We start from the raw sequence: 16,619 nt of genomic DNA, 5'->3' as shown, positions 1-16,619 counted from the left end.
GGTGAAGTTTGAAATTGCTTAAACCTCTATTTATCATTCTCATTGTTAAACCGCTAGTTTTTGTTGCACTGGGACTAAATATCATTAATAGGCAAAATTTACCTAGAAAAGGGCCTGCAATCCTTGCAGCTAACCATAACAGTCACCTAGATACTATGGTTTTACTAGCCTTATTCCCCATAAACATGGTCCACAAAATCCGTCCCGTAGCCGCCGCTGATTACTTTTTCAAAACACGACTAACCAGTTGGTTATCCATAAATATTTTCGGTATCATCCCTATCAAGCGCTCTCCCTTACCGTCAGAGCGTAGTACGATGTTCAATGCGTGCCATCAAGCGTTAAACAATGGGGATATACTGCTTATATTTCCCGAAGGTAGCCGTGGTGCACCGGAGGTAATGAGTGGTTTAAAGAAAGGACTCTATCACCTAGCCAAAGAGCATCGAGAGTGTCCAGTACTACCCGTTATGATGCGTGGGCTTGGCCACGCCCTTCCTAAAGGTACAGCAAGACTGGTTCCATTTAACTGTGATGTTGTAATTGGTTCTGCACTCGAACATTATACTGATGCAGATGATTTCATAGAAAAAATGCAGTCCCAGTACAAAGAGCTGAACAAGTATTGTATTGTTAGCACTATTGACGATAAATCAGGTACGATTTAGCATAATGGCCCCTAGTAACTTTCAAAATGGAAGTTACTGGGTAAAACCATTATATTTTGAGACATTTGAACCATCATCGAGAAGAGTAATATCAATCCAAAACTGGGATATAAAATTTCCTAAGCTAACCATTCACTTATCTAGATGCCTTGATTGTGTGTTCAACATCTAGCTAACTAAAGTTGCTAACATTTATTCTTAAACAGATAAACGCTCAACTCGTTATTTCTATTATTCGACCCGCAAGCAAGCTAGGCACAGTTGTAATTGTGATCAGTTTAACGAGGCCAAGCCATTCCCCTCCATCAGATGGAAATGTGATCAAAAAGTAGAGCCCCGTCATTAGGACTAAATTAATTACTGCTCCATAAATAACTTGTTTATAAACTCTAGTTTTATTCCTCATAGAACCAAAAACCGTGGAGAAAACTATCATAGGCACCAAAGCATGGCTCAGCGTGAAAAGCAAGCTTAAGTCAAATCGAGCAATGAAAACGTTTACGAGCAAGGTGAACGCAAAAGCAGCTACCCCTGAAAACACCACTCTCTTCCAACTAAAGTCTTGCGATATAAAATCAGCAAACAAAGATTCAGTACTTTTCTCCCCTGATGAAAAAATAGCCTTTATCATACGTCTTTCTGCCAGAGTATGAATAAAAGTCGGCGACCACGTTTTTTCTTTATCTATGTCTACATAAATATAGCGCAGAAAATTTCTGTTTAAACTCACCCTATTTGAATTTTTTTTTGCCAATCGGTACAAATTAACATCTGATGAACCAACTATTACCGTTGTTACCACGACAGAATGAAGTTGGCTCTTTTCAAGTTCGTAAGCTGCTAAAACCTCTCGGCGCACATCATCGCATAATTTAGTCAGCCATTCTCGGTCAGGATGACATTGGTGCGTTTCGGTCAACAACAATACATGCGAACTTATTGGAGTTGCTTTAACCAAAACTCTGGACGCATAGTTTTTTAGTACCAGCAAAGAGGGTATGACTATTTTATCCGGCTCCCAAGCTACTTCTCCTGCCTGATAAACCACATCATCTTCATAAGGCCCACCAAAAATTGGTAGGCTTTCAAGATGCTTTTGACAAGCTCCAATATATTCCAAAGCTTCTTGCTCAAATGTCTCGTCACTACTATTTTCTAACTTTTCTTGCCAATATTCTTGATTCGGGATTTGAGATGAGGATCGATTAGCATCAATTAATAGTGAGTAGTTTTGTTCAATAAGCAAACGACTAAGAAAGTTACGATAAAAAACGTCTTTATTCATTTAAACTGCCTCTATTATATATTAGACTACGCCAGTAACATCAAAATAAATCAATATACTCTAAACAAATTTCTTAATAGACTTATCTATTTCACCATTTGACTCTTCGCTTACAGACTCTGATTTTAGCTGGAGAAAACACTTATAAACAGTTTCGTCTTCTGTAGCTTCTATACAAATTTGATAGCCTTCAGGAATTTCATCATCTAATATGTCGACGTGTCCATTCAGATTTTCTTCTACATTATTTAAGTGGTTATTAGTTCTTTCATCTATTAGGTATTTACTAACCTTAAAAATAAAAACACCTACTGTAGTTATCGGTCCCGGATATATTTGAACATATTGAAAAAATTGGACCCCAAAGCTCTGTCATAATAAATTATTTCAGGACCGGCAAATAGGGTATATAAACCTATAAGAAATACCATTATACCGATGAATTTAATAAGTATAAGCAATGTGTTATTAGGTTCTTCAATTTTATTAATTTTAATTAAACAAGGGATACTTTTTAATGTCGCTTTATCATAGAGTTTCATCGTATACAGTGCCAATTTTATAATATTTAAGTTTGGTAAAGAATGTATAGATAGTTTTATCTACAATAATATATACATTTATAACAAGAAAATAGTTGTAATATGAGGGGAACCTTCCCCTCAATTAACGAAGTTTCATATATGTTGGATAACTGTACTAGCGATACTTTTCACATCATTTCCATTGGCTTTCACACCCTTAGTAGTGAACTTCCATTCTTGATTTTCTCGGCTCAGCAAACCAATGAAAATTCCAGTATGACTCCCTTGCTCATTCAACGTAAAACGACAGATTTCTCGAGACGATTGGTCCAAGACTCGACAAAATGCATTATCAACTCTGTCAAATGTTTGTCCTCTAAAACTATTTACCGTAATTGCAATATGCTTGACTGACCTATCGAGTCTGTGAAGGTCTATGCAGATCTGTTCATCATCCCCATCACCTTGACCAGTTAAATTATCACCTTTATGCTTAACGGACTTACATTTTGATTTCAATTTACCAAACCATACTGAATCCAGCACAGTGTGGTTTTCATCAATGAGTAGGCAAGAAGCATCTAAATCAATACTACCAGTACCAAGCAAGAATGATAAGAAGCCTTTTTTGGGCTGTGCTACATCCCACCCCAAACCGACCGTTATTTTTGATAGTTTCTCTACTTCTTTAGTAAGAGAAATTGTCGAATTCTTTGATAAGTTTATAGACATAAATATCCCTTATTGGTATCCAGCAACAATATCACCAAGACCCAATTGATATCCTGCTCCAACTGCATGAAATTCCCATTCACTACCATTTTTGATAAGTGAGCCGACTTGAACAGCAGATTCGTTAGCAAACTCTTGACCTAATTTATATTCTGCAATCAAGTTACCTGTTAATTCATTGTACATTTTGATATAACTCGTATTTACATGGGAGAATCCCCGACTATCATTATGAATTGTCACAAAAAATGATAGTTCTTGAGCGTTGGGTTCAATGGTTTGTAGATCAATAGTGATGGTTTCATCATCACCATCTCCGGCACCGGTACGATTATCTCCTAGATGCTCAACAGCGCCTTGAGGACATTTGAGGTTGTTATAGAATACAAAATGCTGATCCGATAGTAACTTTGGCTGTTCTTGTGCATCATATTTACAAATAAATACACAGCAATCAATGTCGATAGGTGGTTCAGAAGATAGCAGATCCCAACCTAAACCAAGCCTTAATTTTTTCAATGAAGGTTCAGTTTTAGTCAAATTAATTGCGCTACCCTTTTCTAAGTTAATTGCCATATACTACTCCTTATTGCCTTTTAGGAATTGAGAACGTTCGTTTTTCATATTCACCATTTTTTCATCAGCGATTTGTCGATTTCGAGCACCCTCTTGCTCGATAGAAACTACATCTTGTAATGTTGAAATCAATGAGTTTTGCACATATTCTAAAGTCTCTATGTCAACTACGGATCGCTGGTTTTCTCTAGCTGATTGAAGAGTATTTTGTCTTAGTAAATCAGCATTTTTCTTAATTAAATCATTCGTTGCGTTATCAATTTTTCCTGCTAATTCAAGTGACTTTCTTTGTTCTAACATTGAAATTGCAAGCGTAAACTGCTTCTTCCATGAAGGAATAGTCAGTGTTTTTATATTGTCAAACTTTTCAACAAGCGTAATATTATTTGTTTGCACCATCCTAATCATCGGAGCAGTTTGCAAAGCAAGCATTTGCAATGATTTTAAATCGTGGATACGTTTTTCAAGACGATCGCAAAAGGATTTTAAATCATCTAATTGTTGAACTTTTAAAGGAGAGTTTTCAACTTCAAGCTCCATCGAAAGCAGCTCAACTTTATCATTAATTAGCAAACGTCTTGATTCACCATATACTATTGCTTCAGTTAACGCCTTATACTGGATAATATTTTGAGTGAACACTGTTTCAAGCTGGATAGAGCGTTCCTGAAGACGTTTTTGCTGAGAGTCTATTTCTTTTACTACACGATCAAGCTGTGTACTTACAGAGTTAAATTGTGCAAGGATGGCTTCCTTGGAATACTTAAACTTAGCGACTATCTTTCCAAAAAAGCTGTCTTTTCCTACTAACCCACTTAAATCAACACCTTTAGCTAAGCCAACAACTTGGTTTAGGTTATCCCCCATTTCCTCCAAATCCTTAGTTCGAACTTGCTTAAGCATTGAGTCAGAATACTGAGCAATCTTCTCCGCAGACTCATGACCTAATGTGGCAATGCCACGGGCTGAATAGGCATCGATCTGGTTTAGCTGCATAACCACACGTTGAAACACTTCTTGATGGCTTATATCTGCTTCCTTCAAATCACTTTTATATCTCTCGATAGCTTGTTTTACAGCACTGTCTATACTACCAGTCACTTGCCCTTCAATTATTGCTGGGGAATTAATTTCTGTATTTTCAACAACAGACATCTGACCAATCGAATTTGGGTGCTCAGCAATATTGGAGTTGTTTCCTACGCTAATTGAAGGTGCTGTCCTTGGTTTAAAAGTTCTTGGTTTAAATACCATTATCTTAGCTCCTCTATATTCCTAATCAATTGATCTTGTATATCATTTAACTCAAAGTACAGCATAGAGTCATTTGACTCATCAACTGCAATCACCGTTAGAAATTGCTGTTTCCATACTTGAATAATATCGACCTTAATTTTTTCAAATCGTTCGAAACTAGAAATTAAATTTGATGAATACAAATCAATTTGGGGGAATGTCAAATTAATAGATTGATTAAGAGAGAATAATGTTTGCATTTTTCTTTCCCATCGTTTAGTTGACTCGTTGTCACTTCTATGGAAAATATTCGGTGAATCATTATTATTTGCTAAACTCAATGATTCTTCATCATTGATTTTTAGTCTCAGCGCGATCATTTTAAACTGGAGATTTTTATTTAAGCTTTGCAAGTCACGATTCCATGCCTGAAATTTTTCAAGGTTGGATTTCATTTCAGAAAGATTATCAAATACTCGGTTTATTCGTAAGTCAATACCATCACTTGCATTATCAAATTCGTGTTTAATTCTTCTGACTTGAGCATTCCTTGTACCAAGAATCTTTGATAATTTTGTGCCTATTTTCCTCGGATTAAAAATATCTATATCAATACTTTTTGCAATTTTAATTATAATTTTTCCTAGATCTAAAATTCTATCGACCTTACTGAGCTTAGCGTAATCAGATAAAAATCCTTGCAGTTCCTGAAATCTCTTCGACTCATCACTACCAAACTCAATTTGGAAAGATGGGTCGTGAAACCTTATAGATTCATAATGGTTAGTGATAATAAAATAATCACTATTTATCAAAGCTAGATCTTTAAACTCTCTTGCGCAAACCTCATCTATTTTACTTTTAATAGACTCATCAACAGTCACTAAATCCGTCTGCATAGTGCTAATTTTTTTGCTAAATAACACAGATGGCATTTTTTTTGTCACTGAGTTATCAATATTATTTGACTGTTTATCCTGCCGACTTTCAGATTCAGATAGCAATTTTTTTGTCGGTTGCACATGACCAAATTGCTTTATCACAGATCTACTACCTTTATCAGTCTCAGTTAAAGCAGTTTTGCTTTGTAAATTTGATTGTTCACTATAAAATTTCTTTATCATGCACTTTGCCTCTAGTAATTTTAACCTACTAAAAACGGTCACTAAATATTAAATCAATCATTAACGAAATGAATTAGCCAAGTGTTTAGTTCGCCTCGCCCAATTGCTATGACACGAGACTTCCATCATCTGTCCATTGACTTGGAATACAGCAGGTGAAATATCCTCTAAAACCATTTCAGCCTGTTTAATATTATTACTTGAGTAGTCCCTGAAAAAACTTTCTATGTGCTTAACTTGATCAGGATGAATAGCTGTTTTGCCAAACAAACCATAGTTTACGTCCATATTAAGTTCTCTAGTTAATGTGTCTTTATCATGAAGCATGTCAAATACAGGAGCAGATAGTTCATATCCATAAGGCCTGAAAGCAATGATTAGGTTTTCTATTATACTACGAAGAGGAGTCTCATATATTGTTTGGCAAGGCATACGCTTTATTCCTAGAATATTAAATAAATCATTCCCACCTATACGAAGACAAATTATGTTTCCTTTCAATTCCTTTAGACTATCTCTAATATTGGGCAATTTTGTAGCGTTCATTACATCAATTGACTCCAAAGTAGGCATCAGTTCAAAATTTTTGGTACTTCGCTTTAAAACATTTCTGTATTCATCACTATTTCTTAGGTCATACTTTGGGAGAACAAAGCCATCAATTTTTTCTATCCCTTCGTAACTAAGTATTTCAGCTAGAACTTTGGGATTTCTAGGTCTAATAAACCTTTTAAATTTTGAACGAGACATATCCAAGTTCAAAATTGAATATCTCAAATTACCTAGTGAATGACTCAGTTCTCGCTCAAGAACAGCATCTTCGGTACAAAAAACCATACTTTTTGAGCCGAGTCCCTTTTGAAGAATCATTCTAAGATTTCTGTGATTGCAAGGTGTATATAAGGTTGCTCCCAGAGAAAAATAACTGGAGGTATTCATTCTAAACCCTCAATACTTACAGACTTGATCAAAGCACAGGCTTCAAATAGGAGTGATGAATCAACTTCTACCTTCACCTTTTTTTCTTTCGCAAGCATTAGTAAATGTTTAACTTTTTCGCACTCTATTGAGCGAACAATAAGCAACGAAGGCACACGCCTTAGTATAACTCTCGTTGATTCAGCAATGCCTGGCTTTATATGATTTATATCATCAATAACATATTTTTTTATCATGCTGGATATAAATTCTTCCATTGTTTTCTGCCGGCTTTTCCTTGCGTAGATTGCATCGATATTATAATTATCTTTTTTGGAGCCAATAATAATTTCTTTATCTTCAAAACAACTTGCAATTTGTACAATAAACCATTGTGAATAGTCAAAATCCTTTAGATGTCTATTTATATAGCAACCATGAAACTGCTGACTTTCCGGTTCTTGCCATAAAGTTCTCGATACTAACCCTGATACCGTAGAATTTAGCATAGATGATGGTATAGGATAATCTTCTTGTGACGCAAAATAGTCGGCAACACCTCCCGTATCACTAATCACATATAATAATGGCTTTATATATACTCCATTTTCTTGGTTGTAGGTTAAAATTGAATTTTTGAGTTCATTAGTTATTACTCCTTTGGCAGTCCAACCATCTATAAATACTATAGATTCTGGGGTATAGCTTTTCATTTTAATTAAATAATCAAGTGCTACTGTATCTATACCTCTATCTCTGATGATACTAATACTGTAATGAACTACATTTCTATTGAAAAAGTATTCCAAAGCCTTTTTTACTAAAACACCTATCGGGGTCCCAGCTCTAGCAAGAGAAACGAGTGTTATCTGCCCTTCTTGGTAGTGATTAATTTTTTCAGCCAAAATAAAAACATGCTGTGCTAACTTACTTTTATACTTTTCAGTGAAATGGAAAAATAGATTCAAGTAGTCATCCGAAGGCTCTAATTCTTTATTTAGAAGTTCAGAATAGTGACGCTTTCCTGATTGAATCAGCTTTTCCTTCTCCTCAATTGATATAAATTCGCATTTTGTTTCCTGTAATAAGAATTTACAGTCATTTTTTTCATAACTACCTAAAATAGGAGTAAGTGATGAATTCATAGTATCAACTACCAATTAAGGGAATCTGCTATCTGACTTTTTGTTGGCATCAACGAAAAATCAGCAAGTTTCATAAATGGAATATCCGACAAACTATCTCCCATAGTAAAAGTTAGATAGCTATTATTTTTAGTCAGATTTTTTTCCAAAAATTTCACAGCTAACTTCTTTTGTGTATAAGGAGGTAGCAGTGCCATATTTCGTCCATTAACATGTATTTTCATTCCATCTAAAAGAATGGATAATTCTGATGTTATTGATTCAAATATTGGCTGTGAGCAAATACCTTCCTTACACTTTATACAGATATAACAAGCAAGATCATCCTCATATAGGATATAGCTAATTGCTTCAAATTTGTTTGATTTAATGCATTTATTTATTGACTCATTAACCAGTCTCAATTTATCAGCCCACTCTTTTAATGGAAATTCACCATCAAGATAATCAAGCCATGCTCGGCACTTTTTCCCTGAAGGTTCAACAATCAAAGCGCCATGTGAGACAATTTTCCAAGACCTCAAGAGCGAGACTACTTGTATTCGATGCAACGCATCGTAGCTACGCCCTGTGACCGGAATAATTGTAGTATCAGCTTTAACAAATATTTCTAGCAAAGCTTTCTGCTTATCTGACATGTAAGATCGAGGATTACCATTGATGTCTATAGATGCAATAATGATGTTTTCATTGTCCAAAAATTTTTTCTTTGTGGCTACAAAGCAGTCGTCTATATCAGTAAAAAGGAGCGTTTTCATTGGAGTTTTTCACCCTCTGATACTGGAAAACGTTTAGCTAATTGATGCTCTGTTCTTGATGGTTCATCTTCTAAAAAAACGACTGGCAGTCTCTGGCTATCTTGCAAATTATAGATGTAGTGCTCTATGTCTCTGAGGTCAATTCGAAAAGATTCTTTGGTGTTAATTTCGTTTCCCAGCATAATTGGAGAACGGGTTGTAGATTGAAAAACTATATTTCCCCCACGTTTCTCTGCAGATTCCGCAGCTAAAAAAGGCAAATACAGGTGTTCACCGTCTCCTATAACTGTTCTTGGTTGAGTAATATCTAATAAAGGTACCTGGCCATTGAACGGCATCTCAATAGCAAAACGCCCTAAATCATCTCGATAAGGTTTATTGGTAAGATCCTTATCAACGTTTTTGGGTAGCGCTATATTTAGGTCAGACCTAGCTTGAAACTCAAATGTTCCGTCAAGAAGAGATACGTACTGGACCGGAATTTGCCATTGTTTATAGTGAGTGCGCTTTTCTTCGTCTAGCCAATTCACTAATGAAACGATGATCACCTCTTTGACATGCTTCATTTTGGCTATAATTTGGTCTCCAAGTAACTTCAAAGTACGACCAGTTGAAATCTCATCATCAACGAGAATCAAACGTTCGCAATTAACAATGTAATTCAACAGTTCCGATTCTGGCAGATAGCAAATATGATCAACCGCATGGCTATGCGACTCATCCAATGTGAACCAGATCTGACGATTACACTTGTACCGTGTCGTGTGTTGGTAATAGACTTTTTTATTTTGCGCTTTAGCGAGACTATCAGCAAAGCCTGCTCCAAGACCAACAGCAGTCTCTGCCATACCAACGACAAATGTACTAGCATCGTTTTCAATTTGAGAAGCTAGTAAATCATAAGTCATCCTCATTACACTGGGTGTAACGGGGATATGTTTGCCTAGCACTTTCGATACAAACAAAAAACCTCTTTTAGGATTTTCCCTTGAAGCGAACCCCAGCAGATTATGGAGAGACATCCTCTCTCTTATCACTCCAATATCTAAAGTGCCATTCTCAATTTCGATACGTTGTCTTTTCATTTTGTCATCTAAAGTAATAAAAGAAATAGCACTTTTTTAAGCTTGCTGATTTGGCTTAGATAGATAAGATGATGTACTCCTTTACAAAAAACGAATACTAATGGTCCATATACCCAGCGGTTACTATTTCGAAAAATGCTCTTGTAATTAAAAAGAATATTATAAGATAAAGTATTCCAAGGGCACATAGCTAAATATGATAATAGTCATTTTGCCTAGACATTTAGTTTATTTGTTTAGTAAAAATGACATATTATTGGTCAATTATATATGTGCAACGTTCTAATCAATTCACACCATTTTTAAATACTACTACAGCTAGTCACAGCGCTTTATAGTAAGTGCTGATACAGCTTAGAATCTGAGGCTATTATTTTAAGCAGTTACTTTCGGGATAACTCATATCAAGTCCAACTATTATTCTACCGAAACACAACAAAATTTTTCAAAGCCAATATTTGCTTTTTAGCCTACATGGTTAGGTTCGCAATTTTGCAGTTTAACACTCGATAAATCACCGCACTTTCTAACGACCATTAAAAGCTTGAGACTGTATCTAAACTTGTGATGTCCACAAGCAATTTCTCCCGATCTCGCTACTACCTTGACTGATTTTGCCGCATACTCATTCTTACTTTCGTTTCTTTTTCGGACAGTTAGAGGGCTGTATGCAAGCTTTCATCTATGGACTCTTAGTCCTAATTTGCTTAATTGGCTGTACTCCAGCACCGAGTAACCTTGCATTAGGAACACTCGAACGTGACCGCATCACTTTTACCGCGACTGCTAACGAAATTATTCGTCAATTGCCAATTAGAGAAGGAAGCCGAGTTGCCGAAGGCGATATTCTGGTTAAGCTCGATAGCAAAAACCAGCAAGCGATATTAGCTCACGCAATCGCCGAACAAGCCAAAGCGCAAGCTTATTTACTCAAACTCACCAATGGTGAAAGACCAGAAGATATTGCTGCAGCACTCGCTAAGGTCCAATTGGCGAAAGCTCAGCTTGTTGAGGCAGAAAAAAACTACCGCCGCAACGCTGAACTGGTGGCAAAAAAGTTAATCAGCCAATCTGAAAAAGACAGCGCCATTGCAACGCGAGATTCGGCCAAGGCAGAGCTCAATTCTTCTCAAGAAGAATTCAGTAAGCTAACGGCAGGCTCACGTTCCGAAGATATCGAACAGGCAAAAGCTCAGCTTGAAGCAGCAAAAGCCGATGTTGTCTTACAACAGCAAAAGCTTGACGAACTGACTATTGTTGCGACGCGAGATGGTATTCTCGACAACTTACCCTACAACTTGGGTGAACGGGTACCAACAAACAGCATTGTTGCTGTGGTTCAAGCGAACAATGTGCCCTATGCGCGAGTCTATGTCCCAGCCTCTCACAGGATCAGCATGGTGCCAAATGTAAAGGTCGACGTCATGGTGGATGGCATACAGGAGCCCTTTCAAGGTACGGTTAGATGGGTATCCAGCGAAGCTTCTTTTACTCCTTATTACGCACTCACTGAAAGTGAGCGCTCAAGGCTAATGTATCTTGCCGAAGTTGATTTGGAAGCGAGTGCACAAGCTCTGCCTTCCGGCATTCCTGCTCAAGTAGTGATGCCGGAGGTAGCGCAATGACAGAGCATGTGATTACAGCGAGTAATATTGTGCGCAAGTTTGGTGATTTCACTGCGATTAATAACATCTCTCTTAAGGTACAAAAAGGCACAATCTATGGATTTCTCGGGCCAAACGGCTGCGGTAAATCAACAACAATAAGAGTTCTGACAGGTTTGCTGAGTCCAACTTCCGGTCAAATAGACGTGCTGGGATTAGACATTCCTAAACAGTCTGACCTACTGCGACTTAAAATTGGTTACATGACGCAAAAGTTCTCGCTCTATGATGATTTGACCGTAGAGGAAAACTTGCACTTTATCGGCCAAATCTATGGCATAAACAATAAAGATTTAAAGTTACGCATTAGCGAACAATTGGTCACTTACGGGCTTGACCAACGCCGTATTCAGCGTGTAGGCGGCATGAGTGGCGGGCAAAAGCAACGCTTATCACTTGCTGCGGCGACGATGCATAAACCTGATTTACTCTTTTTGGATGAGCCTACTTCAGCTGTCGATCCGGAAAACCGTCGTGACTTTTGGGAAAAGCTGTTTGATCTCTCAGAGCAAGGCACGAGCATCCTAGTCAGTACTCATTATATGGACGAAGCTGAGCGCTGCCACCGCTTAGCTATTATGGAAGCGGGTGAAATCCGTGCTGATGGCGAACCAGAAAAACTCATGGAACAAATGGGGGTTTCAGTCATTGAAATCAAGGCTGAAAACCTTAGAGAGCTCAAAGAACAACTGTTAACCCAACCATGTGTACGCTCGGCTGCCCAATTAGGAATAAGGCTAAGAGTCTTAATTAGTAAACAAGTGAATACGCCGATTGAATGGCTGCTTCAACAGCTCCCGACTCTAGCCAAGGCTGAACTTACCATTGCCCGACCCAGTCTAGAAGATGTGTTTGTTTCAGTTACTGGAGAAGGTCGCCAATGAAAGCAATACATCGTATTAAGGCGATTATTTTTAAAGAGGTGCGCCAACTCTCACGCGACAAAATAACCTTTGGCATGGTGGTAATGATCCCCCTTATTCAGCTGCTTCTTTTTGGCTATGCCATCAACACCGATATTCGCAACATCCCGATTGCGGTTGTCGATCAGAGTAACAATGCGGCTGGTCGTATGATTACCGAATCGGTAAAAGTTACACAGGTCGTTGATGTTAAGCGCTATTTTGAGACAGCCAAGCAGGCAGAACGCGCTATTGAAGCTGGCGAAGTGCGTGCCGCCTTGATCTTACCCAAAGATCTGACTCATAGAATGGTACAGCAACGAGAATTAGGGCAGTGGATCGTTGATGGTTCAGATACCATGATAAGCTCCGCTATCCTAGGGCTCAAATCGATGCCACTGACTGATTTTGATTTTGAGATTCTGCCTCAAAGCCGCAATACTTTTGAAGTTACCCTACTCTATAACCCAAGCAGGCGCTCTGCAGTAAATATTGTACCTGGTCTACTTGGCGTGATACTCACCATGACGATGATCTTATTTACCAGCGCCGCTATCGTACGCGAAAGGGAACGCGGTAATCTTGAGCTTTTGATTACCACCCCTATTCATTCCATTGAGCTGATGATCGGAAAAATTGTTCCCTATATCTTTGTTGGCCTGATTCAGATTGTCATCATTCTCGGACTTGGGCACTTTATTTTCGACGTACCAATCAATGGTGCATTGAGTCAAATCTTATTAGGCACCTTACTGTTTATCTCGGCAAGTCTCACACTTGGCCTAGTGATTTCGACCATAGCCACAACCCAACTCCAAGCCATGCAAATGACCGTCTTTGTGTTACTGCCTTCGATTTTGCTTTCGGGATTCATGTTTCCTTACGAAGGGATGCCAATCGCAGCGCAATGGATTGCAGAAGCACTACCTGCAACCCACTTTATGCGCTTAATTCGGGGAGTCGTACTGCGCGGAGCTGATCTCATCGAATTATGGCGAGATACCTTATGGCTAGCAAGCTTTACAATATTGGGGCTCATTGTTGCCTCAGCAAGATTCAAAAAGAATCTCGACTAGAACATAATCCTTGCTCTATACAACTTCACCTGCCTCATCTTTTGCCACAATATCGTTTTCCAGACTTGCTTCTTGTAGCCATTGGCGCAATGACTCACTGGCTAATACTTTTTGTTGATAGGCCCGGGCGCGCTCAGATAATTCAATCCCATAAGTGAGGCAGCGCAGAGCCACTGGAGCATACATCGCGTCTGCAATAGACCATTCCCCAAACAACCACTCCCCAGGATAACGTTCTTCTTGCTCGGACCAAATTGCATCAATTCTAGCTACATCCATTAACGCACCTTGGCTAAGTGTTACTTTTCTTCTTGCACGAATATTCATTGGTAGCTCATTTCGGAGGTCTAAAAAACCCGAGTGCATCTCACAAGCAAGGGCACGTGCTTTCGCTCTTTCAACAAGATCGCTGGGCCATGCCCGCCCATTTAAGAAAGTTTCATTAACATATTCCAATATCGCCAGTGAATCCCATACTGTGACGTCATCGTTTACCAAAGTCGGCACTTGGGCAGTTGGCGTAATATCCGCCAACGTCTTATAAAATTCATCGCTACATAACTTCAACTTGATGACTTCCACATCCAAGTCGAATTGAGCAAAGATAAGCCACGCACGAAGGGACCAAGTGGAATAGTTTTGATTACCAATAAATAGTTGCATTGGTGACTCCATATCGTAATTATTGAGAATTAATTAAGTTGCGAAATCACAATATCTGATTGCTTCCTTTGGGACTAACAGATAGTTTTGATGGAATACTTCAATAAAAATGATGAATAAGTTCTTAGTATGGATATCGATGCTCTGCGCAGTTTTCTCGCCTTCGCCGAAACAGGAAGCTTTACCCGCGCTGCGAAACAAATTAACCGCACCCAATCCGCGTTCAGTACTCAAATGCGCAAGCTAGAAGAAGGCCTTTGTGTCAAACTGTTTGAGAAAGAGGGGCGAAATCTCGTTTTGAGCGAAGCGGGATTAGCACTGCGCTCTCATGCAGAAAAGCTAGTCGACTTACACAATCACACGCTAAAACAAGTTAAGTGCTATGAAAATAAAAGGCCTTTACGTCTTGGCTGTCCTGAAGATTATAATGACAACCTTCTGCCCAAGATGATTAAAATCCTGCAAAGGGCTGAACCGACTTGTTCTGTCCATATAGTCAATGAACCTAGTGTTAGCCTCAGACAAAAGCTCGATGCAGGAGAGCTCGATGCCGCAATTGTCACTCGTGCACCAAACAGTGAAGAAGGGTATTGGATTACCAGCGATAGAGGTGTTTGGATAAGCCATCCAGATTTCATACTCGATGACTCTCGCCCAATCCCACTTGCCTTGTTTAATACCGACTGTAAGTATCATGCTTCAGCTATTAACAGCTTAACCAAACAAAATACAGCCTATCAGCTACTGACTTGCTCCAATACAGCGTCTGCTCAGCGAGCTATTGTTCGAGAAGGGTTAGCCATTGGCGCAATGGGGGCACTCAGTGTCACCAGTGATCTTAAAATTCTTGATAAGATGCCAACCTTACCTACTGTTGACATTGTTTTTATTACTGGCATCAATTCTCACCCGTTATTAGACAAACAATGCTTGGAACAATTACAAACTCTAGTTTTGGTATCTTAGCGACCTAAGACATATTCTAATGCTTTATCAGCATCGACCAATCCTAGTCCGGTATTCAATGAACCTAACTCAGATGGACGCGTATTGCTTTTGATCGCTTGGGTTACCTTGCTGGGGACATCGAGTGCTTGTTGAGGATGATGCTCTAGATAAGCTTGCCATAATAATGCACTTATCGCAGCTAACTGCGGGGCAGCAAAAGAACTGCCTGACTCGAAATTGCCCGTCGACCAAGTGTATACCGTATCAGCGGGTGGGCTCAGACTTCTTGATGTTGCCAGAGCGTTATCGCCAGGAATTTTCATTATTACCCATTGGGGCTTGGATCATTAAACCACTCGATTACAGTCCGAGTTACTCACATCCCACAGTATCATCCTTTCCCCCCAACTTTTTTGAACCAGTCATCAATGACTTTCCAATGGAAAAGGCTAATCAGTACTTATTTTCTATTTTGTAAAAAATTACGGAGGTTATCAGATGCTTCTTCGAAGCTCACGCTCCTCGCGTGAGAAACTTTCCGTTCCCATTTAGGGTTAGTAGGAACTGAAAAGCCATGAGTTTTTGCCTGCTTTACAAACTCAGCCAGTTGGTCTGCGTTTTCTATTATGTGGATGACGTCGTAACCTGCCATATTTTCTGGCATAAATACAGTAATAGGATAATTGGAGGCTGGATCGGTGGCTGGACTGCCTGAGTCAGCATTATGATGTACCACTGGATTACCATTTTCCCCTACCGTTGCCAGATTTAACGTATCGATCATTCTGGCTATTCTTGGTGTAGCATTACCAATTGCTTGGCCAAAACTGCCTTTGGTCTCATCTTCCTTGGCAAAAAAGTGCTGAGGGGTAAATTTTGTTTGTTCTTTCTCTTCGTATCTCTTTTTATAGACTTCAGACACAGCACTAAAATGCACGGGCTTCACTGGGAGATTGTCATCTTTAGCCAAATCAAGATGCTCAGCTTTTGGGGCAATAAACATCAGATCATAGTCTGCGGTCAGCGGCTGATTAGTTTTCGGGTCAGCTAGCACTTTTAGAGGTTGCCCATTACACGAGATTTCAAACTTATCACCATTTTTCTCAGCCTTATATTCAAGCCCAGCAGAGGTGATTTTAAGAATATCATCCTTACCCTGTACTTTTTCCACCACAATAGTTTGATTGCTTACCAACCAATTTAGACGATCCCGACTTAGGCTTAAGTTCACCGCTACTGCATCACGTTTGGTTTGTAGTGGTTTAATGATCCCGGACACCAAATTAGGTGGTAAAGTTTCCACCGTAAAATGAGG

Annotated in this window: 17 protein-coding genes; 5 read left to right on the top strand and 12 right to left on the bottom strand. The window is 38.8% G+C overall.

Annotation, left to right across the window (positions count from 1 at the left end):
• The first annotated feature begins 8 nt into the window (after positions 1 to 8).
• Positions 9 to 668, top strand: a complete 660-nt coding sequence (locus QQK21_RS17875) for a lysophospholipid acyltransferase family protein (protein WP_284193538.1) — start codon at positions 9 to 11, stop codon at positions 666 to 668.
• 214 nt (positions 669 to 882) lie between these two features.
• Here the strand turns inward: QQK21_RS17875 and QQK21_RS17870 are convergent, their stop codons facing one another.
• From QQK21_RS17870 to QQK21_RS17830, 9 genes are all read right to left on the bottom strand, one after another.
• The gene (locus QQK21_RS17870; RefSeq protein ID WP_284193537.1) at positions 883 to 1,953 is read right to left on the bottom strand and encodes a hypothetical protein; all 1,071 of its coding nucleotides are present in this window, start codon (positions 1,951 to 1,953) and stop codon (positions 883 to 885) included.
• A 677-nt stretch (positions 1,954 to 2,630) separates the two neighbouring features.
• Positions 2,631 to 3,209, bottom strand: coding sequence for a TerD family protein (locus QQK21_RS17865; protein WP_284193536.1), 579 nt, complete (start codon positions 3,207 to 3,209; stop codon positions 2,631 to 2,633).
• A gap of 9 nt (positions 3,210 to 3,218) precedes the next feature.
• On the bottom strand, positions 3,219 to 3,785 hold the full coding sequence (locus QQK21_RS17860) for a TerD family protein (RefSeq protein WP_284193535.1): 567 nt from the start codon (positions 3,783 to 3,785) through the stop codon (positions 3,219 to 3,221).
• Between the two features lie 3 nt (positions 3,786 to 3,788).
• Entirely contained in the window at positions 3,789 to 5,039 is a 1,251-nt protein-coding gene (locus QQK21_RS17855; protein ID WP_284193534.1) for a toxic anion resistance protein, read from the bottom strand.
• On the bottom strand, positions 5,039 to 6,145 hold the full coding sequence (locus QQK21_RS17850) for a hypothetical protein (protein ID WP_284193533.1): 1,107 nt from the start codon (positions 6,143 to 6,145) through the stop codon (positions 5,039 to 5,041). The genes QQK21_RS17855 and QQK21_RS17850 overlap by 1 nt, the downstream gene beginning before the upstream one ends.
• Positions 6,146 to 6,205: 60 nt before the next feature.
• Entirely contained in the window at positions 6,206 to 7,084 is an 879-nt protein-coding gene (locus QQK21_RS17845; protein WP_284193532.1) for an HpcH/HpaI aldolase/citrate lyase family protein, read from the bottom strand.
• Positions 7,081 to 8,208, bottom strand: coding sequence for a cysteine protease StiP family protein (locus tag QQK21_RS17840; RefSeq protein ID WP_284193531.1), 1,128 nt, complete (start codon positions 8,206 to 8,208; stop codon positions 7,081 to 7,083). Before QQK21_RS17840 ends, QQK21_RS17845 begins: the two co-directional genes overlap by 4 nt.
• Positions 8,209 to 8,216: 8 nt before the next feature.
• A complete protein-coding gene (locus QQK21_RS17835) occupies positions 8,217 to 8,966 on the bottom strand; it encodes an HAD family hydrolase (RefSeq protein WP_284193530.1) in 750 nt (249 codons plus the stop codon).
• Positions 8,963 to 10,051: a phosphoribosyltransferase domain-containing protein gene (locus tag QQK21_RS17830; RefSeq protein WP_284193529.1), complete on the bottom strand. Its 1,089-nt coding sequence runs from the start codon at positions 10,049 to 10,051 to the stop codon at positions 8,963 to 8,965. The genes QQK21_RS17835 and QQK21_RS17830 overlap by 4 nt, the downstream gene beginning before the upstream one ends.
• 668 nt (positions 10,052 to 10,719) lie before the next feature.
• Here QQK21_RS17830 and QQK21_RS17825 point away from each other — a divergent pair.
• Genes QQK21_RS17825 through QQK21_RS17815 form a run of 3 tightly spaced genes read left to right on the top strand, consistent with a single transcriptional unit; the run spans position 10,720 to position 13,693 of the window.
• On the top strand, positions 10,720 to 11,676 hold the full coding sequence (locus QQK21_RS17825) for an HlyD family secretion protein (RefSeq protein ID WP_284193528.1): 957 nt from the start codon (positions 10,720 to 10,722) through the stop codon (positions 11,674 to 11,676).
• Entirely contained in the window at positions 11,673 to 12,599 is a 927-nt protein-coding gene (locus QQK21_RS17820; RefSeq protein WP_284193527.1) for an ABC transporter ATP-binding protein, read from the top strand. The genes QQK21_RS17825 and QQK21_RS17820 overlap by 4 nt, the downstream gene beginning before the upstream one ends.
• Positions 12,596 to 13,693: an ABC transporter permease gene (locus QQK21_RS17815; protein ID WP_284193526.1), complete on the top strand. Its 1,098-nt coding sequence runs from the start codon at positions 12,596 to 12,598 to the stop codon at positions 13,691 to 13,693. Before QQK21_RS17820 ends, QQK21_RS17815 begins: the two co-directional genes overlap by 4 nt.
• A 15-nt stretch (positions 13,694 to 13,708) precedes the next feature.
• Here QQK21_RS17815 and QQK21_RS17810 read toward each other — a convergent pair whose 3' ends face one another.
• Complete coding sequence (locus QQK21_RS17810; protein ID WP_284193525.1) at positions 13,709 to 14,356, bottom strand: glutathione S-transferase family protein; 648 nt, start codon at positions 14,354 to 14,356, stop codon at positions 13,709 to 13,711.
• 129 nt (positions 14,357 to 14,485) lie between these two features.
• Between QQK21_RS17810 and QQK21_RS17805 the strand changes: the two genes are divergently transcribed.
• Positions 14,486 to 15,322 (top strand): LysR family transcriptional regulator, encoded by an 837-nt coding sequence (locus QQK21_RS17805; RefSeq protein WP_284193524.1) that lies wholly within the window; start codon positions 14,486 to 14,488, stop codon positions 15,320 to 15,322.
• On the opposite strand, the gene QQK21_RS17800 is transcribed toward QQK21_RS17805, so the two are convergent.
• Both QQK21_RS17800 and QQK21_RS17795 read right to left on the bottom strand, forming a co-directional pair.
• Complete coding sequence (locus tag QQK21_RS17800) at positions 15,319 to 15,627, bottom strand: S8/S53 family peptidase (RefSeq protein WP_284193523.1); 309 nt, start codon at positions 15,625 to 15,627, stop codon at positions 15,319 to 15,321. The genes QQK21_RS17805 and QQK21_RS17800 overlap by 4 nt on opposite strands.
• Before the next feature lie 137 nt (positions 15,628 to 15,764).
• A partial coding sequence (locus tag QQK21_RS17795; protein WP_284193522.1) for an anthrax toxin-like adenylyl cyclase domain-containing protein occupies positions 15,765 to 16,619 on the bottom strand: 855 nt, incomplete at its 5' end.

This window comes from Vibrio zhanjiangensis, assembly GCF_030161235.1.
GTDB classification, from domain to species: domain Bacteria; phylum Pseudomonadota; class Gammaproteobacteria; order Enterobacterales; family Vibrionaceae; genus Vibrio; species Vibrio zhanjiangensis.
This window is presented reverse-complemented; position numbering and strand designations above follow the sequence as displayed.

Excerpts from the sequence above, each read along its gene's own strand:
- QQK21_RS17870 (WP_284193537.1), bottom strand. The coding sequence starts at position 1,953 with ATGAATAAAGACGTTTTTTATCGTAACTTTCTTAGTCGTTTGCTTATT.
- QQK21_RS17805 (WP_284193524.1), top strand. The coding sequence starts at position 14,486 with ATGGATATCGATGCTCTGCGCAGTTTTCTCGCCTTCGCCGAAACAGGA.
- QQK21_RS17865 (WP_284193536.1), bottom strand. The coding sequence starts at position 3,209 with ATGTCTATAAACTTATCAAAGAATTCGACAATTTCTCTTACTAAAGAA.
- QQK21_RS17855 (WP_284193534.1), bottom strand. The coding sequence starts at position 5,039 with ATGGTATTTAAACCAAGAACTTTTAAACCAAGGACAGCACCTTCAATT.
- QQK21_RS17800 (WP_284193523.1), bottom strand. The coding sequence starts at position 15,627 with ATGAAAATTCCTGGCGATAACGCTCTGGCAACATCAAGAAGTCTGAGC.
- QQK21_RS17830 (WP_284193529.1), bottom strand. The coding sequence starts at position 10,051 with ATGAAAAGACAACGTATCGAAATTGAGAATGGCACTTTAGATATTGGA.
- QQK21_RS17820 (WP_284193527.1), top strand. The coding sequence starts at position 11,673 with ATGACAGAGCATGTGATTACAGCGAGTAATATTGTGCGCAAGTTTGGT.
- QQK21_RS17840 (WP_284193531.1), bottom strand. The coding sequence starts at position 8,208 with ATGAATTCATCACTTACTCCTATTTTAGGTAGTTATGAAAAAAATGAC.
- QQK21_RS17845 (WP_284193532.1), bottom strand. The coding sequence starts at position 7,084 with ATGAATACCTCCAGTTATTTTTCTCTGGGAGCAACCTTATATACACCT.
- QQK21_RS17810 (WP_284193525.1), bottom strand. The coding sequence starts at position 14,356 with ATGCAACTATTTATTGGTAATCAAAACTATTCCACTTGGTCCCTTCGT.
- QQK21_RS17825 (WP_284193528.1), top strand. The coding sequence starts at position 10,720 with ATGCAAGCTTTCATCTATGGACTCTTAGTCCTAATTTGCTTAATTGGC.
- QQK21_RS17850 (WP_284193533.1), bottom strand. The coding sequence starts at position 6,145 with ATGATAAAGAAATTTTATAGTGAACAATCAAATTTACAAAGCAAAACT.
- QQK21_RS17815 (WP_284193526.1), top strand. The coding sequence starts at position 12,596 with ATGAAAGCAATACATCGTATTAAGGCGATTATTTTTAAAGAGGTGCGC.
- QQK21_RS17860 (WP_284193535.1), bottom strand. The coding sequence starts at position 3,785 with ATGGCAATTAACTTAGAAAAGGGTAGCGCAATTAATTTGACTAAAACT.
- QQK21_RS17835 (WP_284193530.1), bottom strand. The coding sequence starts at position 8,966 with ATGAAAACGCTCCTTTTTACTGATATAGACGACTGCTTTGTAGCCACA.